At 64.1% G+C, this 21,877-nt stretch carries 15 protein-coding genes; 9 read left to right on the top strand and 6 right to left on the bottom strand.

Annotated elements, in window-relative coordinates; genetic code table 11:
• Positions 1–148 precede the first annotated feature (148 nt).
• On the top strand, positions 149–556 hold the full coding sequence (locus AC1RTB_RS21335) for a group II truncated hemoglobin (protein WP_492879500.1): 408 nt from the start codon (positions 149–151) through the stop codon (positions 554–556).
• A 43-nt stretch (positions 557–599) separates the two neighbouring features.
• Here AC1RTB_RS21335 and AC1RTB_RS21330 read toward each other — a convergent pair whose 3' ends face one another.
• Complete coding sequence (locus AC1RTB_RS21330; RefSeq protein WP_492879498.1) at positions 600–3,194, bottom strand: autotransporter family protein; 2,595 nt, start codon at positions 3,192–3,194, stop codon at positions 600–602.
• Positions 3,195–3,547: 353 nt separating this feature from the next.
• On the opposite strand from AC1RTB_RS21330, the gene AC1RTB_RS21325 reads away from it, so the two are divergent.
• Both AC1RTB_RS21325 and AC1RTB_RS21320 read left to right on the top strand, forming a co-directional pair.
• Positions 3,548–4,615: an AraC-like ligand-binding domain-containing protein gene (locus AC1RTB_RS21325; RefSeq protein WP_492879496.1), complete on the top strand. Its 1,068-nt coding sequence runs from the start codon at positions 3,548–3,550 to the stop codon at positions 4,613–4,615.
• A gap of 121 nt (positions 4,616–4,736) precedes the next feature.
• The gene (locus tag AC1RTB_RS21320; protein WP_492879495.1) at positions 4,737–7,208 is read left to right on the top strand and encodes a DNA translocase FtsK; all 2,472 of its coding nucleotides are present in this window, start codon (positions 4,737–4,739) and stop codon (positions 7,206–7,208) included.
• 31 nt (positions 7,209–7,239) lie between these two features.
• Here the strand turns inward: AC1RTB_RS21320 and AC1RTB_RS21315 are convergent, their stop codons facing one another.
• Genes AC1RTB_RS21315 through AC1RTB_RS21305 form a run of 3 tightly spaced genes read right to left on the bottom strand, consistent with a single transcriptional unit; the run spans position 7,240 to position 11,783 of the window.
• A complete protein-coding gene (locus tag AC1RTB_RS21315) occupies positions 7,240–8,130 on the bottom strand; it encodes a DMT family transporter (RefSeq protein ID WP_492879600.1) in 891 nt (296 codons plus the stop codon).
• A 7-nt stretch (positions 8,131–8,137) separates the two neighbouring features.
• A complete protein-coding gene (locus AC1RTB_RS21310; RefSeq protein WP_492879493.1) occupies positions 8,138–10,543 on the bottom strand; it encodes a PIG-L family deacetylase in 2,406 nt (801 codons plus the stop codon).
• A 25-nt stretch (positions 10,544–10,568) separates the two neighbouring features.
• Positions 10,569–11,783: an ROK family protein gene (locus AC1RTB_RS21305; RefSeq protein ID WP_492879491.1), complete on the bottom strand. Its 1,215-nt coding sequence runs from the start codon at positions 11,781–11,783 to the stop codon at positions 10,569–10,571.
• Between the two features lie 287 nt (positions 11,784–12,070).
• Here AC1RTB_RS21305 and AC1RTB_RS21300 point away from each other — a divergent pair, with 287 nt between their 5' ends.
• From AC1RTB_RS21300 to AC1RTB_RS21275, 6 genes are read left to right on the top strand one after another with little or no spacing between them, the layout of a single operon-like run.
• A complete protein-coding gene (locus AC1RTB_RS21300; protein WP_492879489.1) occupies positions 12,071–13,333 on the top strand; it encodes a sugar ABC transporter substrate-binding protein in 1,263 nt (420 codons plus the stop codon).
• A gap of 18 nt (positions 13,334–13,351) precedes the next feature.
• Positions 13,352–14,290: a carbohydrate ABC transporter permease gene (locus tag AC1RTB_RS21295; protein WP_492879599.1), complete on the top strand. Its 939-nt coding sequence runs from the start codon at positions 13,352–13,354 to the stop codon at positions 14,288–14,290.
• Positions 14,287–15,138, top strand: a complete 852-nt coding sequence (locus AC1RTB_RS21290; protein ID WP_492879487.1) for a carbohydrate ABC transporter permease — start codon at positions 14,287–14,289, stop codon at positions 15,136–15,138. The genes AC1RTB_RS21295 and AC1RTB_RS21290 overlap by 4 nt, the downstream gene beginning before the upstream one ends.
• A 3-nt stretch (positions 15,139–15,141) precedes the next feature.
• Entirely contained in the window at positions 15,142–16,656 is a 1,515-nt protein-coding gene (gene argH, locus AC1RTB_RS21285) for an argininosuccinate lyase (RefSeq protein WP_492879485.1), read from the top strand.
• A complete protein-coding gene (locus AC1RTB_RS21280) occupies positions 16,656–17,693 on the top strand; it encodes an ABC transporter ATP-binding protein (RefSeq protein ID WP_476785851.1) in 1,038 nt (345 codons plus the stop codon). The genes argH and AC1RTB_RS21280 overlap by 1 nt, the downstream gene beginning before the upstream one ends.
• Positions 17,690–18,604, top strand: coding sequence for a carbohydrate kinase family protein (locus AC1RTB_RS21275; RefSeq protein WP_492879483.1), 915 nt, complete (start codon positions 17,690–17,692; stop codon positions 18,602–18,604). Before AC1RTB_RS21280 ends, AC1RTB_RS21275 begins: the two co-directional genes overlap by 4 nt.
• 91 nt (positions 18,605–18,695) lie before the next feature.
• Here AC1RTB_RS21275 and pcaF read toward each other — a convergent pair whose 3' ends face one another.
• Both pcaF and AC1RTB_RS21265 read right to left on the bottom strand, forming a co-directional pair.
• Positions 18,696–19,898, bottom strand: coding sequence for a 3-oxoadipyl-CoA thiolase (gene pcaF / locus AC1RTB_RS21270; protein ID WP_492879481.1), 1,203 nt, complete (start codon positions 19,896–19,898; stop codon positions 18,696–18,698).
• Positions 19,895–21,874 (bottom strand): 3-hydroxyacyl-CoA dehydrogenase NAD-binding domain-containing protein, encoded by a 1,980-nt coding sequence (locus tag AC1RTB_RS21265; RefSeq protein WP_492879479.1) that lies wholly within the window; start codon positions 21,872–21,874, stop codon positions 19,895–19,897. Before AC1RTB_RS21265 ends, pcaF begins: the two co-directional genes overlap by 4 nt.
• Positions 21,875–21,877 lie beyond the last annotated feature (3 nt).

Below are 21,877 nucleotides of genomic sequence, written 5' to 3'. Positions count from 1 at the left end.
GACGCGGGCAGTGCAATTCGCTGGCGCTGGCGTTCAAATGAACCGATGCTTTCATCCGGCCGCTTGAGGAGCGGCCCGGCGATCTCAGGCGAGCGGCGTTTCCAGCCGACATGCCCGCAAGGTTGCCGCGCTTCAGGGGAGGATGATCTTGAACGAAAGCCTGCAGCCGAAAGGGCGTTCTGTTTATCTCGAAATCGGCGGTGAGGAAGCCATCCGCCGCCTTGTCGAGATTTTCTACGACATTGTCGAACAGGACGAGGATGCGGCAGCGCTGCATGTCCTGCACCTGCGCGGCCACGGTGTCGCCCACTCGCGCGAGGAGCAGTTCAACTATCTCTGCGGCTTCTTCGGCGGCCCGAGCTACTACGTCCAGAAGCACGGCCATTCGAGGCTCAAGGAAATCCACGAGCATGTCGAGATCGGCCCGGAATTGCGCGATCTCTGGCTGACATGCATGCGAAGAGCAGTCGAAAAAGCAGGCTTTTCGGACCGCTTCCGCGACCTCGTCATGCGCCACTTTGGTTTCGCCGCCGAAACGACGCGCAACCGGGATTAGTTTCGCAGGCGGCACCATTTTGCGCCGCCTGCTGCTGGAGGGCTCAAAGCCCCGCGGTAAAGCCGATGACGCCTTTGAAGCCGTAGCCGCCTTCAAAGCTGGTCGAAGCAAGCGCCTCGCCATGCAGGGCATATTTGCCGCCGGCCCATTTGTAGGTGCCGCCCAAGCCGATCTCGCCGCCGAAACGCTGCGGTTCGAAGGCGACGTTGACGCCCGACACCGCAACCGAGGTGCCGTCGAGGAATTCGTAGGTCAAATTGGCGATGCCATAGACATGGTTGCCGGTGGCGTCGGCGTCATAGTTGACGGCGGCACCGAGCCGGCCCTTCAGGCTATCGCCGCTGCGCAGCGCGACATTGGCGCCGAACGGATCGGTGAAGGCATCGAAGTCGACCGCGGCATAGGCCAGCTGTGCCTGCGGCGTCAGCGACCAGGTGGCGTCGAGCGCGATCTTGCGCCCGGCCTCGAGGCTGAACGCATAGCCGCTGCCGTGGATGCCGTCGCCGATCGTGCCGATGCCTGAAGCGCTCATGTCGGAGCGCAAGGTCGCGACCTGCGCCTGGGCGTCGACATAAAGGCCGGTCTGTCCATACCAGGTCAGATTGGCGCCGATGCCATGGCTTTCGGTGGTGTTGGCACCGTCGCCGAGGCTCGAGAAGATGTCGGCTGTGGCGCGCGAATATTGCGCCGTCAGCCCACCGACCACCATGCCGGCAGAACCTTCGTAGAGCTGGCCGTCGAAACCGACCTGCACCAAGGCGGTGTCGCTGTCATAGGTCGCGTTGGCGGTGGAGGCGTCGGCCTCGACATGGCCATGCGCTGCCTCGATGCGGGTCCAGATGGCGGCCTCGCGTGCCGGGGTACCATTCACCGCACTGCGCACGCGCTCGCCGACACGCTGCTCAAGCGTCGGCAGGGCGACCATGCCAAGCAGCACCTGCGGATAGTTCTGGTAGACCGGCACTGTCGGGGCGAGACCACCAGCGCGCAGATACCAGTCGCCGTCGGCAGGGTCGGCGATGCCGTGCTGGAACAGATTGTAGCGATAGGCACCGCCGATGGCCGGGCCGTTGAGCACGAAGGCGCCGGCCGCCGACGTGCCGTCGACCTGGACGATCCTGATGCCGTCGCCTGTCGTTTCGGCGCCCGCGCCGCCGACATTGACGACCCGCACCTTGGTCGCGCCGGTGCCCAAAATGGTGTCGCCGGTGACGACGAGAAGATCGCTCGGCGAATTGTCGGCGCCGAGCCTGGCTTCGATCTCCAACCCGCCGCCATTGCTGGTGTAGTTGCCACCAATCGTCAGCGTGCCGATCGAATTGCCCGGCGCGATGATGCCGCCGGCATTGTTGGTGGTTGCGCCAACGGTACCGGTGCCCTGCAGCCGCCCGCCAAGCACCTCCATCGTGCCGCCGAGCATGCCGTTGACGGAAAGGGTGCCGGCGCGGACAGTCGTTGCGCCGGTGAAGCCTGAGCTATCGCCGGTGAGGGTCTGCTGGCCGCCGGCAAGGGTGAAGCTGCCACTGCCGGCAAACACGCCGGAGAATGTGTCGTTGGCCTGGGCCAGCGTCAGCGCCCGGCTGCCAAAATTGACCGCGCCCGAGCCAGCAAGCCTCGCGACCGACGTCCCGGACGTTGTCGCGGAGATATCGAGCACCCCATCGGCGACGACACCGCTGGAGCTTGCGAGGCTGGCATTTCCGGAAAGAGCGAGCGTGCCCGACCGGATGACCGTCGCGCCGGCATAGGCGATCGAGCCTGTCAGGTTGACCACCCCGCCACCGGCTACGGTCAAGCCGCCGCTCCCAGCGATATTACCGGAAAGCGTTGCGGTGTTGCCCTTGGTGTCGATCGTACCGCCGCCAGCCGCCAGTGAAATGGTACGCGCCGATGTGAAGGACGAGCCGAATCGAAGCGTGCCTCCGTCGAAACTCACCCCGCCCGATGCCGCGCCGAGATTTCTGTCCGCGGTCACCTCGGCCGTACCGCCATTCAGGAAAGTGCCGTTGGTGTAGCTGTTGGGACCGGAGAGGTAGGTCGTGCCGGCACCCTTGACGATCAGGCTACCAGTTCCCGTTACGGCGTTGTTCAGTATGAAGGAGTTGCCGGTGCCTACGGCATTGAGCGTCAGCATGTAGCTGCTGAGGTTCAGGGCGCGAAACGGCGTATGGCCCAGTTGAGTGATGCTGCCGGTGTCGCTGTCGATCCGCCATTCCTGGTTGCCGCCGAGGGCGATCCGCTCCGACAATGTGATCTGTTGGTTAACCCGGCTGTCGACACCCAGTCCATCGACGCCGTGGATAGTGAGGGTCGATGACTGTGAGGGAGACTGCGGCGCGAATCCGCTGCCGGTATAAGGAGCCAGAAACACCAACTGACCAGCAGCTCTTGGTGCACTCCAGATGGTTGACTGGCCGGTGCCTGCCTTGTCGTAGATCGCCCGGTCGCCGGCACCGGGTGGGACGGATCCCGCGAATCCGCCGTTGCTGGGAATGTCTCCCCATGTCGCGTTGCCCGTCGAGATGAAGTGGAAATCGGCGGCCACCGCAGGCCCAGACGACAACAGCGCCGAGATCGCGAGCGTCGAAACACTTGCGGAGATGAGGCGCGCAGTCGAGATTTTCCTAAAGGCAGGCATGCAAAATACTCCCTTCCGGGAGCGCATGTGCAGAGCCCGGATCGCTGGTCTGATACGAGCCTTTCAGTCAGGGGAATGCATGCAGCAAGCTGCCGCAGAGCTAGTCCCTCAAGTGCCCGCCGCGCGGGTAGCTTTTACATAGAACTGGCTATTCCGAAGCGGCGTCATGTCTCATTTCTCTATGCATTTTGTCTCAAGCCATTGACCGTACTGCTACCGGGCCGTGCCGACCGTCTTCGACGCACGCCGCGATAGGTGGAACACGACATCAAATCATCTTACCCACCGTCAGGTGAGGTTTCGGCCTTGGCGGGGGGAATGAGCGATGCGGCGAGCCAGACAGGCGTCCGATAGTGGCTGATGAAGTGCTGCTTTCGACTGATTTCGTCGAGCCTGGGTTGCGCGACGAGGTCTGGCGCGAGGTAACCCGGCCTTACTTCGAAACCACGCGACGCCTGGAGGACGATGTCATCGCGCTCGAAGGTTCGGTGCTGTCGCGAACTGTCGGCACAATGCTGATTGGGCCGACGACATTCAACCGGCAGCACTATGACCGCAACCGCCGCATCGTGTTGAACAGCGGGCTCGATCATTACCTGATCCAGCTTTTCGTCTCGGGCGCATTGCAAGGCGACTGCGACGGCCGCTCGATCTCGGTCGAGCCGGGCGATATCTGCGTCTTCGACCTTGCCCGGACATTCACCAGCAGCGTCCACACCGGTTCGACCATATCGGTCGTTTTGCCGCGCGAGCGCATCGACAAGGCGGCGGGCGGGCGCAGCCTGCACGGCGTGGTGCTCAAGGCGGGGTCTCCCATCACGCGGCTGCTCGCGGATTTCATCGTCAGCCTGTCCAACGCGTCGGTGGACATGGAGCGTGCCGACGCGCAGGCCATGGAAGGGGCTGCGATCGATCTGCTGGCGAGCGGGCTGGCGCGCCACATCCCCGACGGCGCGATGGGCGACCAGGACCTGACGCATGTGTTGCGTCGGCGTGTGTTGGATTTCATAGACGCGAACCTGTCCGACCGGGACATCGGCCCAGCCTTGCTGATGCGCCGCTTCAGGGTTTCGCGCGCTCATCTCTACCGGATGTTTGCCGCCGATGGCGGCGTGGCCAAGGTCGTGCGCGAAAGGCGGCTCGATGCCTCCTACCGCGCGCTTGTATCTCCCGGCGCTGCGTCGCGCTCGATCACCGAGATTTCCTACCGGCTGGGCTTTGCCAGCAGCGCCCAGTTTCTGCGGGCATTTCGCGCTCGCTTCGACATGACGCCAAGCGAAGCCCGACTGGAAGGGGCGCGCCCGGCGTTGAACGACCCGCAGCTTGCGCAGGTCCAAGGGCGCTTCGCCGAATATGTGCAGCAGCTTGGCCTTGCGGATGGCGAGCCGATTGTCGCGGAGCGGCCTCGCCAAATGCGATGAACGGGCACGGCGCCCAGCCGCGACAGATGTTCACTTTGCCGCTCAGAGTGGTCGGCGGGAAGGAACTGTTAACCACTCGCTTCCTATTGCTCAGCAGACGTTTCATCGGCGAGTCTTGGGTATGCAGTCCATGCGTTTTTCTCGAACCAATCTTCCGGACACGGCTTCGCATGATGACGGAGCGAACCACCCGGACAACAAGCGCGGCGACAGGGCGGCGGGGCAGCTGCCTTCGGCTGCCGACGGTCCCGGCTGGCAGGATTATTTCTTCCTCGCACCCAATGTGCGCTTCACCCGCACGCCCGATTATGATGCCGCAAAGCGCCATGCGGACGGCGATGTCGATGCCGGGCAGGGCGAAACACCGGCTGAGGTTTCTCCCGTGCAGCCGGCGATGCCGGAAACGCAGGTCGCGGTGACGCCCTACGTTCCCAGCGCGCCCTCGGCAACGGTGATCCGCCGGCCGCAGGTCGTGGAAGCCTTGCAGGCGCAAATTGCCAGCAGGATGGGTGCTACGCCGCCCAAGCCATTGCAATCGCATACGCAACAGGCAAGCGCTGCTCCGCAGCCGGTGATCCCCGCTGCGCGTCCGACGGCAAGGGCAATGGACCCAAGACCCTCCACCGGCGGCAGCGAAGTGCCTGCGGGCCAGCCCAAGAAAGCGCGCTGGTCCTACCTGTCCGATCACGCCTTCTTCGAACTGATGGCGCCGAGCACGTCCGAGGGGCCCTCACCGACAGCGCCGGCCATTGCTGCGCGGCCAACGCCTGCGCCTGTGCCGGTTGTTCCAGCTCCCGCCATCATCAGGCGCCCCGAAATCTCGGCTACCGAAATCACCGCGCTGTTTCGCGTCATCGAATGCATCCCGGCAGTCGACAGTGCCATGCCGATTGTGGCGCCTGCCAATTCGAACGAGGCCAAGCCAGAAGCTTCCGTCATTGCCGACGTTGCACCGGCTGCCAGCGCCGAGCCCGTGCCGGCAAGTGTCGAGGTCGCGGTGCCGGCCACACGGGCCTTGCCGCCGATCGGCAGGATCGTGCCGGCAACCACGGGCGACGCCTATCAGCTTCCCTCCGAAGAGCTGTTGCAGCTGCCGCCCGAAGGGCAGGGCTTCTACATGTCGCAGGAGCGGCTGGAGCAGAATGCCGATCTTCTGGAAAGCGTGCTCGAGGATTTCGGCGTGCGCGGCGAGATCATCCACGTTCGCCCCGGACCCGTGGTCACGCTCTACGAATTCGAGCCGGCACCAGGCGTCAAATCCTCGCGCGTCATCGGCCTCGCCGACGACATCGCGCGTTCCATGTCGGCGATTTCGGCGCGTGTCGCTGTCGTGCCCGGCCGCAACGTCATCGGCATCGAGCTGCCGAACGAAACACGCGAGACGGTGTATTTCCGCGAGCTGATCGAGTCGGACGGCTTCCGCAACACCAGCTGCAAGCTGGCGCTGTGCCTCGGCAAGACGATCGGCGGCGAGCCTGTCATTGCCGAGCTTGCCAAGATGCCGCATCTGCTCGTCGCCGGGACCACCGGCTCGGGCAAGTCGGTCGCCATCAACACCATGATCCTGTCGCTGCTCTACCGGCTGAAGCCGGAAGAGTGCCGGCTGATCATGGTCGATCCCAAGATGCTCGAACTCTCGATCTATGACGGCATCCCGCATCTTCTGACGCCCGTCGTCACAGATCCCAAGAAGGCGGTGACCGCGCTCAAATGGGCGGTGCGCGAGATGGAGGACCGCTACCGCAAGATGGCGCGGCTCGGCGTTCGCAGCATCGACGGCTACAACGAGCGTGCCGCCGTCGCCCGCGACAAGGGCGAGACCGTCGTCATGACGGTGCAGACCGGGTTCGAAAAAGGTACAGGCGAGCCGCTGTTCGAGGAGCAGGAGATCGATCTGGCGCCGATGCCCTACATCGTCGTCATCGTCGACGAGATGGCCGACCTGATGATGGTCGCCGGCAAGGAAATCGAAGGCGCCATCCAGCGCCTGGCGCAGATGGCGCGCGCCGCCGGCATCCATCTGATCATGGCAACGCAGCGGCCTTCGGTCGACGTCATCACCGGCACGATCAAGGCCAACTTCCCGACCCGCATCTCGTTCCAGGTGACGTCGAAGATCGACAGCCGCACCATCCTGGGCGAACAGGGCGCCGAACAGCTTCTCGGCCAGGGCGACATGCTGCACATGGCGGGCGGCGGGCGCATTTCGCGCGTGCATGGCCCGTTCGTCTCCGACATCGAGGTCGAGCATGTCGTGGCGCATCTGAAGGCGCAAGGACGCCCCGAATATCTCGAAACCGTGACCGCCGACGAAGAAGACGAGGAGCCCGACCAGGGCGCTGTCTTCGACAAGGGCGCGGTCGCTGCCGAAGACGGCGACTCGATCTATGACGAGGCGGTCAAGGTGGTGCAGCGCGACAAGAAGTGCTCGACCTCCTACATCCAGCGTCGCCTTGGCATTGGCTACAACCGTGCCGCCTCGCTGGTCGAGCGCATGGAGAAGGAAGGCCTTGTCGGCGCGCCCAACCATGTCGGCAAGCGCGAGATCATGGCGGGTCGCCGCGACCTCGCCGACGGGCCCGACATGGATTGATCGATACGCCGCCCTTGTAGCGGCATATCGCCTACCGCCGCTTCTTGTTGGCGCGGCGTTCGAGATAGGCCGTCGTCTGCAAGGCAACGAGGATCACGACAGCGCCAATGACGATGCGCTTGTCGGGCACCTCGTTGAAGAAGATGTAGCCGGCGGCCGTCGTCACGACGATGGAGAGATAGCCGATCGGGGCGAGCACACTCGCGTCGGCGAGGCGATAGGCGCGCAGGAAGCAATATTGGCCGGCCTGCGCCAGAAGCCCGATGCCGAGCAGGGGAACCCAGTCGAAGATCTTGACCGGCTGCCAGACGAAGATGGCGGGAACAGCGGTGATGACAGCGAGACCGACGGTGTAAAACACCATCATCACGGTGGTGTTTTCGTCACGCAGCATGCGCGTCTGGATGATGGCGAGCGAGCCGAAAACGACAGTGGCAAATACGGCGAGCAGGCCGAGGTTCCATTCGACGCCGCCGGGCGCCAGCATCACGAGCACGCCGGCAAAGGCGAAGGCCGCACCCACCCAGCGCAGCCGCGACACCGTCTCGCCGAGAAAGGCGACCGCCATGGCCATGGTGATCAGCGGCCTGGAAAAGCTCAGCGCGTTGACCACAGCCAGGGGCAGCAGCGTGTAGGCCATGAACTGGCTGGTCAGCGCAATCGCGTTGCAGCTGATGCGCGAGATGTTCTGCCAGGGATGCTTGGTGTGGCGGATGTGGTGGCGGTGGCGCCAGATCAAGGGCAGGATGAACAGCAGGCCGATCATCGCGCGGATGAAGACGAGCTGGAACGCCGGATAGATCAGCCCTTGCGCCTTGACGAGCGCCGTCATGCCGCCGGAGACCAGCAGCATGTCGGCGAGCACCCAAACGACGCCCTCGCGGTTGGCCTTGTGACGCTCGTCCCCCGCCTCGGGCGCCACAGTGCTGTCAGGCGGGCTGGACAAGATTTGCCATCAGGCGGAATGCTCCAGCTACAAGCTTGTCCATCTGGTGGTGCAGGACGAGGCTCGTATGCGTGTGGCGACCCTTGCCGATCTGAGCCGACACCAGCGCGCCCATCAGCGGCTGTTCGTTGGCGTCGTGCATGGCGAGCAGAGGCTGGTAGGCCTCGTCCCAGCGCGCGGCGAAATAGAGCCCGCGCTCCTTGTTCCAGCCGGACCAATCCTGCGGGCCGATGATATTCGGCCCCCTGAGCAGGACGTGGTCCGGCACCAGCACCGTGACCTCGGCGTTCGGATCCGTTACGCGCCAGCGTAAAGACGGCGAGCCAATCTCGAGTTTCCTCGGCGGCGTCGCTAGTGGATCCCAACCGTCGGTCGGGCGGTGGTAAAGGGTGACAAGGTGGCCGCCATTTTCGACGAAGCGGTGCAGCTTCTCGGTGCTTGCAGCCAGATCCTTGCGGATGCCGAAGGCGAAGATGCCAACGACAATGGTGGTGTAGTGCGACAGGTCACCGGCAAGCGCCTTGGCGTCCAGTTCGGTGACATCGAGCCCCATGCGCGACAGCCACAGGCCGACGCGGTCAGCACCTGCGCCGACATAGCCGACGCGCGCGCCTTGCGGCAGCTTGAGGTCGAGCGTGAGCACGCGCAGCGCTTCGGGTTGGCGATGGGTGACGCGGCCGATATGCGGATAGGCGATCGGGGTCAGCCTCAGTGCCGCCCTGCCGGCGACGAGCGGGGTGATCGTGGACAGTCCGGCGACGCGTGTTTCGGGCGCGCGGATGACCTGGCCGCCTTCTGTCTGCGCTAGCGACCAGCCGCCATCCATGTTGAGCGAGACGGGCGCTTCCTTGCCGGCGACGACAGGCTTGATCGGCCATTCCTGCCTTGTGCCGTCTAGCGGCACGATGACCGCTTCGGGCTCGATGATGACCGAGCTTGCCGGCAGCACGGCAAAAGCCTCTTCGAAGTCGTAGGTGGCGCGGGCGGTGTGATCGCCGAAGCTGGCCGAGATGACGACATGGGCATCGCCATTGCCGCCAAGTGCCGACCATGACGGGGGATAGAGCTTTGTGTAGGCGGCGTCGGCTGTAGCCGCGATTTCCAGGCTGCGCCGGCGGCCGGTGCTGGTCTTGGCTTTCGCCGTGATGGCATCGGGCAGGATCGCCTCGATTTCGACCGAACGGCTGTCGCCGCCGGGTGCGAGATCGACGGTGAGTGTGGCTGTTTCGCCCGGCGACAGTGTCGGAGGCGTAAGCATGGCGCGGTCGAAAATGCCGGCGGCTTCGATCAAGGCGGCGTCGATCTCGCGTGCCTTGCGCTCCAGGCGGTGGCGGTGAAGGTTTAGGAAAACCGGCGAGGCGCTGGCACGCGCGGTGGCGAGCTGGCCGGCCGCCTCGACGAGATGGGCGATGATCGCGTCGCTGTTGGGGAAGGCGGCGACCGCTTTGTCGACGGCCTCTGCGGCAGCGGCCAAGGCTGCCGCAGTGTCGCCGGACAGGTCCTTCGATTTGGCCAGTGCCGCGAGTGTTGCCGGCAGGGCGTCGAGCACCGAGGTCTCGGCCTTCGCGCCATTCGCGGCGAGCAGCAGGTGCAGCGGCCAGCGCGTCTCCGCCACATCAGGCCAATGACCCATGCCTTGCGAGGCGTGGTAGTAGCGCGACCATTCGCCGATGCGGTCATATTCCGCGCCTGTCGCCGGCTCGCGGCCGGGCGCGTCCACGACAACCGTGGCATCGGGCGGCGGAACCTCGTCGTCATAGGTATCGCCGCCGCCGGACCATGCCGGCAGATAATATTTCGCCACCTGCCAGGGGCTCATGCCTTCCTTGAAGTGTTCCGGAAACGCTTCGGGGTCGGCGGCGAGCTTGATCGCCTTTTCGGCGGCGCGGGTCATGGCGCGGTGGTGGCCATGCTGGCCGGGAACGTCGAGGAAGGTCGGGATGACGATGTCGGGCCGTTCGCTGCGATAGGCGCGCACCAGCCGCTCGACAGTGCGCATTTCGCCCCAGCGGGTAAAGGTCTGGTCGCCATCCTTGGAGAAGCCGAAATCATGCACTTCATCGTCGGGGCCATGGCCGAGCCAGACGACGTCGGCATCGAGCTCGCGGGCGGCCTCTTCCATCTCGCGTGTGCGCATCATGCCGAGCACGCCAAGGCGCTCGGGTCCGAGCGAGTTCTGCCCGCCTTCGCCGCGCGTCGAGCAGGCGACGATGACGCGCATGCCGAGACCGAGGCGGAACCAGGCGAGCATGCCGCTCTGCTCGTCGTCGGGATGTGCGCCGGTATTCATCATGGTGACGGTGGAATTCAGACGGCTGAGAGCCCGGTGGAGCCTGACCAGCGACGGGTTGGCCTTTTGTCTTTCAATACGTTCGCGAGCGCTCGGCATTCAGGTCCTCCGGTATTTCAGTCTGCTATTCGGTATGTGCGGTGGCGGCTGTTTCGAGCTTGGGCGTGACCACCTCAAACAGCGGCAGTGCGGCGGCTCCGAGTGCCGCCGTGTATTGCCCGGTCTGTCCGCGCATGACGCGGGGCAGGGCGCGGGTTCTCCGGCTGGCGACCGAGATCGGCAGCGGTCCCATGCGCTCGATCAATTCGTCAATGATCGCGTCGGGCAGCATGCCGCCGAGGATCACCGTTTCGGGATCGAGGATGTTTTCGATCATCGCGATCATCGGCGCGAGATAGGTCGCGGCCTCGTCCATCCACTCCAAAAGCACCGGATGGCGCTTGGCATGGAGGTCGGCGAAGTCGGCGAAATCACAGCCGGGAATGCCGGCATCGCAAAGCTTTTCGCGCAAGGCGTGAACCGAGGCATAGCGCTCAAGGCAACCACGCTGGCCGCATGGGCAGGCCCTGCCACGCGGAACGACGACGACATGGCCGATTTCGCCGGCATTGCCGAAGGCGCCACGGAACGGCGTGCCATCCTGGATCATGCCAAGGCCGAGGCCGGCACCAAAATAGACCATGCAGAAACTGGAAATCGCATGGCCAGCGCCGAAGAAACGCTCGCCGACGGCTGCGGCGTTGGCGTCGTTTTCCACCGTCACCGGCTCGCCGCAGGCCTCGCTGAGCAGGCTCGCTGCATCGATATTGGCCCAGCCCGGCAGTGTCGTCGGGCCTACCGAAGTCATGCCCTCGATCTCGAAGGGGCCCGGCATGACCACGCCGATGCCGAGCAGCCGCGACTTGAACGTTGATCTCACCGTTTCGAGCTCGGCGCGCAGATGCGCGATCACCTGGCTCGGACTGGTGTCGCTGACGGGCGTGATTCGCTTGGAGCGCGGCTGCCCCGACAGGTCGAGCACGGTCGCCACCATATGGTCGGAGGCCATTTCGATGCCCATGGTCATGGCGCCATCGGGGTTGACCGCGAACTGGATCGGCGGCTGGCCACGGCCGGAGCGTAACCGCCCGGTCTCCATCAACAGGTTTTCGCTGACCAGTTCGTCGACGATGTTGGCGATGGCCTGCGCTGTCAGATGCGTCAGCCGGGCGATATGCATGCGCCCCAAAGCGCCGTTTCGGCGCACGACGTCGAGCACCACGCGACGGTTGTGGTCGCGGCTGCGCTCGGGATTGTTACCCAAAGTGACCTGATGCGTGCTGCCCGGCTGAAATGCCATTCGCTCATCCTGACCTCAGTTGCAAAATTGATAACGCGGAAGGCCCGAACCCCGCAACAGATTAATTCAAGTAAATTATCTTATTGACAAAAGGCGTGCGGCAGGAAAGCGTATAGGCAGTGTGCGGGGAGGATCCGCAGCTTGCTGGTGCCCGTTTTTTGTCGAGCGTGATCCGCTCGCGTTCGACGGCATCGGATTCACGAGATGGCCCGGGCCTCGATTGCATGAGAGGCTACGGTCCAAGGGGATAATCGCCGCCCGTAGCCCGGATTTTCCGGCGGGCGCAGATGGAGGTTTATATGCGCAGAGCAACCCTGTTTGCCGGACTGATCGCAGGATTCAGCACGCTGGCAATCAACGCGGCCCAGGCCGTCGAGATCGAATATTGGCAGTATGTCTTCGACTCGCGCGTCAAGGCGATGGACCAGCTGATCGAGAATTTCGAAAAGGCCAATCCAGACATCACCGTCAAGCAGACGACCTTCCCTTACGCCGACTACCAGACGCGCGTCATCGCCGCGAAGATGGGCGGACAAGGTCCTGACGTGATGCAGCTGTTCTATGGCTGGCTCGACAAGTTCGTTGCCGGTGGCCTGCTGCAGCCGCTGCCGACCGACGCGTTCCCGCACGACAAGATCGAAGCCGATTTCTTCCCGATCGTCAGCGCCATGAAGCGCGGCGAGGATTATTACGGCCTGCCGACCGCAGTGCGTTCGCTGGCGCTGTTCTACAACAAGAAGCTGTTCACCGAAGCTGGTCTTGACCCGGCAAACCCGCCCAAGACGCTCGAAGAGTTCGTCGCGGCCGCCGAAAAGATCACCAAGCGCGACGGCAACGGCAACCTCGTGGTCGCCGGCTCGACCCTCGACATGGCCGGCCAGGATCACCAGTGGTGGCGTGAAGTGCTGGTTCGCCAGTTCGGCGGCGAGCCCTATGCCGACGGCAAGGTGGCCTACAACACCGAAGCTGGTGAAAAGGCGCTGAAGTTCTACACCGACCTGCAGACGGTACAGAAGATCGGCCAGTCCAGCTTCATGGACGAAGGCCAGGCGGCATTCCGCGCCGGCATGGCGGGCATGACCATCGATGGCACCTTCCGCCTCGGCGCGTTCAAGTCGATCGAAAGCTTCGAATGGGGCGTGACCGAACTGCCGGCCAATGCCGATGGCGTTCGTTCGAACTATGCCAGCTACTTCGCCAACGGCATCTCGGCGACGACAAGCGGCGAGAAGCTTGAAGCCTCGAAGAAGTTCCTGGCCTACATCTCCTCGCCCGAGGCCATGGACGTCTGGCTGAAGACTGTCGGCGAGCTGCCGGCGCGTCGTTCGGTTGCGATGACCGAGGCCAACCTTGCGGACCCAATCTACGGTCCGTTCCTCAAGGGTCTCGAATATGCCCGCACCACCAAGTTCGTGGATGAGGCGGCGCAGCGCCAGACCACCATCGACATGGCAAACCGCGTGCTGCTCGAAGGCCAGTCGGTGAAGGATTCGCTCGCACAGGCCGCAGCGGCCGAGCAGGCGATCATCGACGCAGCGGCCCCGAAGTAAGGCGAAGGCTTGATGTCTGTGACAGCGGATCGACAGGGGGCGGCGCTGAGCCGCCCCGGCGGGACCTTCTGGGCCCGCCGTTCCATGCGGACGAAGCGGCTGGTGTGGGTGTGGAGTTTCCTCGCTCTGCCGATCCTGTTCTATTCGGTGATCCGCTTTTACCCGACAATCGAAGCCTTCTGGCTTTCCCTGACCAACTGGGACCTTTTGAAGCCGCCGCAGTTCATCGGCCTGGCCAACTACGAAAAACTGTTCGCCGACCCGCAGTTCTGGAAGGTGTTCAAGAACACCTTCGCCTATCTGCTCGTCGGTACGCCGATCAGCTTGCTGCTGTCGTTCGTCATCGCCTATCACCTCGACCGCGTGCGCTTCATGCACGGGCTGATCCGCGGCCTGTATTTCCTGCCCTATTTGACCACCGCAGCCGCCATGGCCTGGGTCTGGCGCTGGTTTTATCAGCCGGCACCGATCGGCGTGATCAACAATGCGCTCGGCACGCTCGGCATTCCCCAGCAGCCGTTCATCCGCTCGGTCGACCAGGCCTTGCCGTCGATCATGCTGACGGCGATCTGGGCCGGCCTCGGCTTCCAGATCATCATCTTCATGGCCGGTCTGCGCTCGATCCCCAACACTTTCTATGAGGCGGCGCGCATCGACGGCCTCGGCGATTGGGCGATCCTGCGCAAGATCACGCTGCCGCTGCTCAAGCCGACGACAGTGTTCCTCGTGGTGTTCTCGTCGATCGGCTTCCTGCGCATTTTCGACCAGGTCTACAACATGACCACCAACGATCCGGGCGGCCCGCTCGGTTCGACCAAGCCGCTGGTGCTGATGATCTACCAGACGGCGTTTTCGTCCTACGCGATGGGATATGCGGCGGCACAGACGGTCGTGCTGTTCACCATCTTGCTGTTCGTGTCGCTGTTGCAGCTCTGGATCCTGAGGGAAAAGAAATGAGTGCCGTCACCCAAACGCCGGCGCTTTCCCACGCCAATCTTCGGCCCGGTCGCATTCTCACCTGGACGCTGCTGTTCATCGGCGGCCTGATCATGGTGACGCCGCTGGCCTTCATGTTCTCGACGTCGTTCAAGACGGCGGGCCAGGTCTATGACCTCAGGCTCATTCCGGCAGCACCGACGCTCGCCAACTACATGGCCATCCTGGCAGACGGGCGCTTCATGCGCTGGTTCTTCAACTCGATGTTCGTTGCCGTTACCGTGACGCTGTCGAATGTCTTCTTCGACAGCCTTGTCGGCTACACGCTGGCCAAGTTCGAATTCCGCGGCCGCTATTTCATCTTCCTGGCCATCTTGTCGACGCTGATGATCCCGACCGAGATGCTTGTCATCCCGTGGTACCTGATGTCGAGCAAGCTCGGCTGGCTGGACAGCTACTGGGGCATCATGTTCCCCGGCATGATGACGGCCTTCGGCACCTTCTTGATGAAGCAGTTCTTCGAAGGCGTGCCCAACGACTTCCTCGAGGCAGCACGCATCGACGGTCTGAACGAGTTCCAGATCTTCTGGAAGGTGGCGATGCCGCTGGTGACGCCGGCACTGTCCGCGCTCGCCATCTTCACCTTCCTCGGCAACTGGACCGCGTTCTTCTGGCCGCTGATCGTGACCACCAGCCGCGACCTCTACACCCTGCCGGTGGGGCTATCGAGCTTCGCGGTGGAACAGTCCATCCAGTGGGAAATGATCATGACCGGTGCGGCGATCGCCACGCTGCCGACCCTGATCGTCTTCATCGTCCTGCAGCGCTACATCGTCCGCGGCGTCATGCTGGCAGGGCTCAAAGGATAAGACATGCCTGAACTGAACCCCAAGCTCGCCGACAGATCCGTATTCCCCGATCCCGTCTACAAGGAAACGGTGCTGAAGCCGCTGTTCGACGGCGCCAAGACCCACCATGTCGACGGCTTCCGCGCCATCGACCGGGCGCATCTGGTGATGCTGACCGAGACCGGCATCCTCGACGCCAAGCAGGCATCGGCGATTGCGGGTGCTCTAGAAGCCATCGACCGCGAAGTCGATCCGTCGACGCTCGTCTATACCGGCGAAGTGGAGGACTTCTTTTTCCTCATCGAAAAGGAACTGAAAGCCCGCCTCGGCGCCGACGTCGCCGGACGCCTGCACACCTCGCGCTCGCGCAACGATATCGACCACACGCTGTTCAAGCTCGGCCTCAAGCAGCGCATCGACGCGCTGATGGTCAAGGCGCGGCATCTGCTGGGCGCGATGATCGACGCGGCCGAGCGGGAAAAGGCGACGCTGATCGTTGCTTATACCCATGGCCAGCCGGCACAGCCCTCGACCTTCGGGCACTATCTGGCAGCAGCCATCGAGGTGCTGATCCGCGACATCGAGCGTTTCGAAGAGGCGCGGAAAATCGTCGACCTGTCGCCGATGGGTGCGGCCGCCATCACCACGTCGGGCTTCCCGATCGACCGCCAGCGTGTCGCCGATCTGCTCGGCTTTGCCGCACCTTTGCGCAATTCCTACAGCTGCATCGCGGCGTCGGACTACATCACCTCGACCTATTCGGCGATCGAGCTGATGTTCCTGCATCTTGGTCGCCTGATCCAGGACTTCCAGTTCTGGACGAGCTTCGAGGTTGGCCAGGTCTATGTGCCGAACGCCTTCGTGCAGATCTCGTCGATCATGCCGCAGAAGCGCAACCCCGTGCCGATCGAGCATATGCGCCTTTTGGCCAGCCAGGCGATGGGCCGCGCCCGCACGGTGCTTGGTGTCATCCACAACACGCCGTTCACCGACATGAACGACAGCGAGGGCGAGACCCAGTCGATGGGCTACGAGGCGTTCACCGCTGCTTCGCGCGTGCTCGACCTGCTTGCAGCCTTCGTCGGTGCGATCCGCATCGATCCCGAGCGGGTGGCCGAGAATATCCGCCGTTCCTGCATCACCATCACCGAGCTTGCCGACTCGCTTGTCCGCATCGAAGGCCTGTCCTTCCGCGAAGCGCATGAGATCGCGGCAACCGTTGCCAAGTCAGTGGTTGCCGCGGGCGGCGGGCTTGCCAAGGACGGCTACGGCCCGTTCCTCGATGCTTTCAGGCATTCGACCGGCCGCGAGCCGAGCTTCGGCCGCGACAAGTTCGAAGAGATCGTCTCGCCAGAGCATTTCGTTGCCGTGCGCGACCGCTTCGGCGGCCCGGCACCAGCTGCGATGGCCGAGGCGATTGGCGTCTACAAGGACAAGGCCGCGTCCTTTGCGGCGAAAGCCAACAACCATGCCGAGCGCGAGGCGAAAGCCGCGAAAGAACTCGGTGAGAAATTCAAGGCACTGGTAGGGGCGCTCTGATGGCGACGATCGAACTTGAAAAGCTGGTCAAGCGCTACGGCAAGGTAGACGTCGTCCAGGGCATCGACCTTGAAATCGCCGACGGCGAATTCGTCGTCTTCGTTGGGCCTTCGGGCTGCGGCAAGTCGACAACGCTGCGCATGATCGCCGGTCTCGAAGACATCTCCGGCGGCACACTGAAGATCGGCGGCGAGGTGGTCAACGAGCGCGATCCCAAGCAGCGCAACATCGCCATGGTGTTCCAGAACTACGCCATCTATCCGCACCTGACCGTGCGCCAGAACATCGGCTTCGGGCTTTACACCTCCAAGCTGTCCAAGGCGGAGAAGGACAAGCGGATCGAAGAGGCAGGCCGTATTCTTGGCCTTGAAAAATATCTCGACCGGCGCCCTGCGGCCTTGTCGGGCGGCCAGCGCCAGCGCGTCGCCATCGGCCGCGCCATGGTGCGCAACCCCTCGGCCTTCCTATTCGACGAGCCGCTGTCCAACCTCGACGCGCAGCTGCGCGCCCAGATGCGCATCGAGATCAAGCGGCTGCACCAGAAGCTCAAGACAACGACCGTCTATGTCACCCACGACCAGGTCGAGGCGATGACCATGGCCGACCGCATCGTTGTCATGAAGGACGGCCACATCCTGCAGGTGGGTACGCCGACCGATCTCTATGAAAATCCGGTCGATGTCTTTACCGCCCGCTTCATCGGCAGCCCGTCGATGAACCTGGTGCCGGGCCGCAAGAACGGCAAGGGCGTAGAACCGTCGGCCGGCGGCGACATCCTGATCGGCGTGCGGCCGCATCAACTGACGGCGGCCATCGAAAAGGCCGAAGGCGGCCTCGAACTTACCGGTACGGTGACGGCGGTTGAACCGCTTGGACCTGAAACGCTGGTGCATCTTGATGTCGACGGCAATGCTGTGATTGCCACTGCACCAAGCAAGTTCATTCCGGCGACGGGCAGCAAGCTGACCTGCCGCGCGGCGCCCGGCAGCCTCTATCTCTTTGACGCCAAGACAGAGAAGAGCCTGGGCCGGCAATGACTTCGGGAAATGCCAAGCGTCCGGCGGTGCTCAGCATCGGGCGGATTTACTGCGACCTCATTTTCACCGGACTGGCATCGCTGCCGGAGCCGGGACGCGAGGTGTTTGCGCAAGACATGAAGATGGCTGCCGGTGGCGGTGCGTTCATCGCGGCCGCCCACATGGCCCATGCCGGCCGGAAGGTGGCGCTGGTGGCGCGCCTTGGCACCGACTCGCTGTCTTCAGGGATCGAGGCCGAGCTTGGCGCAAGCAATGTCGATCTTCGTTTTGTCGAGCATTCACCTGGTGCCGGGCCGCAAGTCACTGTCGCCTCGGTGATCGGCAACGACCGCGCTTTCCTGTCGCGGCGCGCCGGTACGGCCCTTCCGGCGACGCTCGATGCTGCGCTCGACTGGAGCGATGCCGGCCATCTGCACATCGCCGAATATGCCACGCTGCACGAGATCCCCGATCTGGTGACCCGCGCCAAGGCAAAGGGCCTGACCGTCTCGCTCGATCCGAGCTGGGACGAGACGCTGATCTACGAAGCCGAGCTGCTCGAGCGCTGTGCCGGTGTCGACATCTTCCTGCCCAACATGGAAGAGGCGACCGCGATCACGCGCGAAAACGATCCGATCGCAGCGATCGAGATCCTGTCCAAGGCCTTCCCCGTCGTTGCCCTCAAAGCAGGCGGCGAAGGCGCGTGGCTGAAGGCCAATGGCCAGTTGCTGCACCGGCGCGCGGAAGAGGTTCCGGTTGTGGATACGACGGGTGCAGGCGATGCCTTCAACGCCGGCTTCATCGATGCCTGGCTTTCCAGCCAGTCCGAGGAAGCCTGCCTTGCTGCCGGTATCACCTATGGCAGCCTTGCCGTCCAGGCGGCAGGAGGCTCGGCGATCCTGCGCCAGCCGCAGCGTCGCGCGGCAGGCTGATGGCGCCAAGACAGGCATAGCGAGACGCGGTTCCTTCTTGTTGGAGCATGATCTTTTCCGAAAACCGGTATCCACTTTTCGGGATCATGCTCTACGGCCGGCTGATCAGCAGTGAGATGCCCTGGCCGACGCCGATGCACATGGTGGCAAGCGCGCGTTTCGCGCCTCGCAGATCAAGTTCCAACGCCGCCGTCAGCGCCAGGCGCGCGCCCGACATGCCGAGCGGATGGCCAAGTGCTATGGCACCGCCATTCGGATTGACGTGGGCCGCGTCGTTGGCGAAGCCAAGCTCGCGCATGCAGGCCAGCGACTGCGCGGCGAAAGCCTCATTGAGCTCGATGACGTCGATGTCTGATATGGTCAGGCCAGCGCGTTCCAGAAGTTTTCGGGTCGAAGCGACCGGGCCGATGCCCATGATGCGAGGGGCGACACCCGCTGTGGCCATACCGTCGACCTTGGCGAGCGGTTTCAGGCCGTAGCGTTCGACGGCGCGGGCGGACGCGACGATCACAGCCGCGGCCCCATCGTTGACGCCCGAGGCATTGCCGGCAGTGACAGTGCCGCCGGCGCGGAACGGTGTCGCAAGGCTGCCAAGTTTTTCGATGGTTGTCTCGCGCGGATGCTCGTCATGCTCGACAACGATCGCTTCGCCTTTGCGGCCCTTGATGGTGACAGGAGCGATTTCACGGGCAAATCGCCCACTCTTTTGGGCGGCGGCCGCGCGCGCCTGGCTGCGCAGGGCGAAATGATCCTGGTCGTCGCGCGAAATGGAAAACGCGGCCGCGACGTTCTCGGCCGTCTCTGGCATGGAGTCGATGCCGTATTGCTTTTCCATCAGCGGATTGACGAAACGCCAGCCGATGGTGGTGTCGAAAATCTCGGCGCTGCGCTGGAAGGCGCTGGTCGCCTTCGGCATGACGAAGGGCGCGCGCGACATGCTTTCGACGCCGCCGGCGATGATGATCTCTGCTTCTCCAAGCTTGATGGCACGCGCGGCATAACCGACAGCGTCGAGGCCGGAACCGCAGAGCCGGTTGATCGTCGTTGCCGCCACCGTCTCTGGCAGGCCTGCAAGCAGGGTGGCCATGCGGGCGACATTGCGGTTGTCTTCGCCGGCCTGGTTGGCGCAGCCGAGCACGACCTCGTCGATCTGGTCGGCGGGAATGCCGGGCAACCGCGCCAATGCCTCGCGGATGGCATGGGCGGCGAGATCGTCGGGGCGCACGGATGCAAGCGCGCCGCCATAACGGCCGATCGGGGTGCGGACGCCGCCGACGATATAGGCTTCGGTCATGGTTTGGCGTCCTTGTGGGCTACGGCTGCGAACATCGGTCCACCCTTGTGCGCCGGGAAGCCGTAGCCGTTGATCATCACCAGATCGATGTCGCTGGAACGCGCGGCGATGCCTTCAGCGAGCAAGGCAGCACCTTCATCGGCCATCGCCTTGAGCAGCCTTGCAACGATCTCATCGGGCGTAAAGCTGCGCGGTACAATGTTCTTGGCGGCGCGCACGGCCCCGATCAATGCCGTCACCTCGGGGTCGACGGCGCGTTCGCCGCTGGAATAGTCGTACCAGCCCCGCCCGGACTTGCGGCCGAAGCGGCCGGCTTCGCACAGCCTGTCTGCGATTTCGACATAACGTGCTTTGGGATCGCGGGTCACTGCCTGACGCTTGCGCCGGGCCCAGGCGATCTCGAGGCCGGCCATGTCGTAGACGGCGAAGATGCCCATCGGAAAGCCGTAGGCTTCGAGCGCGGCGTCGATCTCGTGCGGCGAAGCTCCATCCTCGACCATGAACTCGGCCTCGCGGCGGTAGGCTGAAAAGATGCGGTTGCCGATGAAGCCTTCAGTGACGCCGCAAACAATCGGCAGTTTGCCGAGCTTCTTGGCAAAGGACAGCGCCGTGGCGAGCACGTCAGGTGCGGTCGCCTTGCAGTCGACGACCTCGACCAGGCGCATGATGTTGGCCGGCGAGAAGAAATGCAGGCCGACAACGCGCTCGGGATGCGCTGTCGCGGCTGCGATTTCGTCGGGGTTCAGGTAGCTGGTGTTGGTGGCAAGGATCGCATCCGGTCTGACGATGCCGTCAAGCCGCTGGAACAATTCGGTCTTGACGGTGAGGTCGTCGAAGACCGCCTCGATGACGAGGTCGGCGGCGCCGAGTTCGCCTGTATTGGCGGTCACCGCAAGCCTGGTTAGGCAGTCGTCGCGACCCGTCGCGGCAAGACGCCCGGATAGAACCGACTTGTCGAGGATGCCCGCGATGCGCTCGCGGCCTTTTTCGGCAGCTTCCGCTGCCTGCTCGACGCCGATGACGCGGTAGCCAGCTGTCAACGCTGCCACCGCAATGCCTGCGCCCATCAGGCCGGTGCCGACGATGCCGACTGTCTCGATCTTCCGCGGGGCGACGCCGTCGAGCTTGTCGACCTTGCCGGCCAAGCGCTCGGCGAAGAAGACATGGCGCAGGGCCGCCGACTCCGTTGAATCGCGCAACCGGATGAACGTGGCGCGCTCGTCGGCGAGGCCCTGCTTCAGGTCGACATGTGCGGCCGCCTTGACGAGGCGAACGGCCTCGGCGGGTGCCACCTGGCCGCGCGCTTTGGACAGGACTTTTTTCGCTGCAGCGTCGATAGCCGCCGGGTCCGTGGCGGGGACTTCCAGCATGCCGGTGCGGCGCAACGGCTCGCTGGCGAGATCGTGGACGAGGCTGAGCGCTGTGTCGATATGATCTGCGGCGACGCCATCGACGAGGCCGAGCGCAAGCGCTTCCACCGCCTTGACGGTGCGGCCGCTGCCGATCAGGTCGATGGCAGCGACTGTGCCGATCAGGCGCGGCAGGCGCTGCGTGCCGCCTGCACCCGGCACGATGCCAAGCTTGACCTCGGGCATGCCGAACACCGCCTTGTCGCTGGCGATGCGGCCATGGCAGGCGAGCGCGATCTCGCAGCCGCCGCCCAACGCAGCGCCGTTGACTGCCGCGACCACAGGCTTGCCGTAGCTTTCGATACGCTCGACCACCTCGGGCAGCGTCGGCTCGACCGGGGGCTTGCCGAACTCCTTGATGTCGGCGCCGCCGACAAAGGTTCGGCCGGCACCTGAAATCACGACGCCGACCACCAAGCCAAGGTTTGCCGCATGGTCGAGTGCCTGGATCAGCCCCTGGCGGACATGCGCCGAGATCGCGTTGACCGGCGGGTTGTCGATAGTGACGACGAGCACGCCGTCGCTCAAGCTGCCCGTAACGCTCTCGGAAAACCGCGTCGCGCTCATCGG

The organism is Aminobacter sp. GW821-FHT11F06 (assembly GCF_058808215.1).
This window is presented reverse-complemented; position numbering and strand designations above follow the sequence as displayed.

Excerpts from the sequence above, each read along its gene's own strand:
- AC1RTB_RS21330 (WP_492879498.1), bottom strand. The coding sequence starts at position 3,194 with ATGCCTGCCTTTAGGAAAATCTCGACTGCGCGCCTCATCTCCGCAAGT.
- AC1RTB_RS21320 (WP_492879495.1), top strand. The coding sequence starts at position 4,737 with ATGCAGTCCATGCGTTTTTCTCGAACCAATCTTCCGGACACGGCTTCG.
- AC1RTB_RS21310 (WP_492879493.1), bottom strand. The coding sequence starts at position 10,543 with ATGCCGAGCGCTCGCGAACGTATTGAAAGACAAAAGGCCAACCCGTCG.
- AC1RTB_RS21305 (WP_492879491.1), bottom strand. The coding sequence starts at position 11,783 with ATGGCATTTCAGCCGGGCAGCACGCATCAGGTCACTTTGGGTAACAAT.
- AC1RTB_RS21300 (WP_492879489.1), top strand. The coding sequence starts at position 12,071 with ATGGAGGTTTATATGCGCAGAGCAACCCTGTTTGCCGGACTGATCGCA.
- AC1RTB_RS21290 (WP_492879487.1), top strand. The coding sequence starts at position 14,287 with ATGAGTGCCGTCACCCAAACGCCGGCGCTTTCCCACGCCAATCTTCGG.
- argH (WP_492879485.1), top strand. The coding sequence starts at position 15,142 with ATGCCTGAACTGAACCCCAAGCTCGCCGACAGATCCGTATTCCCCGAT.
- AC1RTB_RS21280 (WP_476785851.1), top strand. The coding sequence starts at position 16,656 with ATGGCGACGATCGAACTTGAAAAGCTGGTCAAGCGCTACGGCAAGGTA.
- AC1RTB_RS21275 (WP_492879483.1), top strand. The coding sequence starts at position 17,690 with ATGACTTCGGGAAATGCCAAGCGTCCGGCGGTGCTCAGCATCGGGCGG.
- pcaF (WP_492879481.1), bottom strand. The coding sequence starts at position 19,898 with ATGACCGAAGCCTATATCGTCGGCGGCGTCCGCACCCCGATCGGCCGT.
- AC1RTB_RS21265 (WP_492879479.1), bottom strand. The coding sequence starts at position 21,874 with ATGAGCGCGACGCGGTTTTCCGAGAGCGTTACGGGCAGCTTGAGCGAC.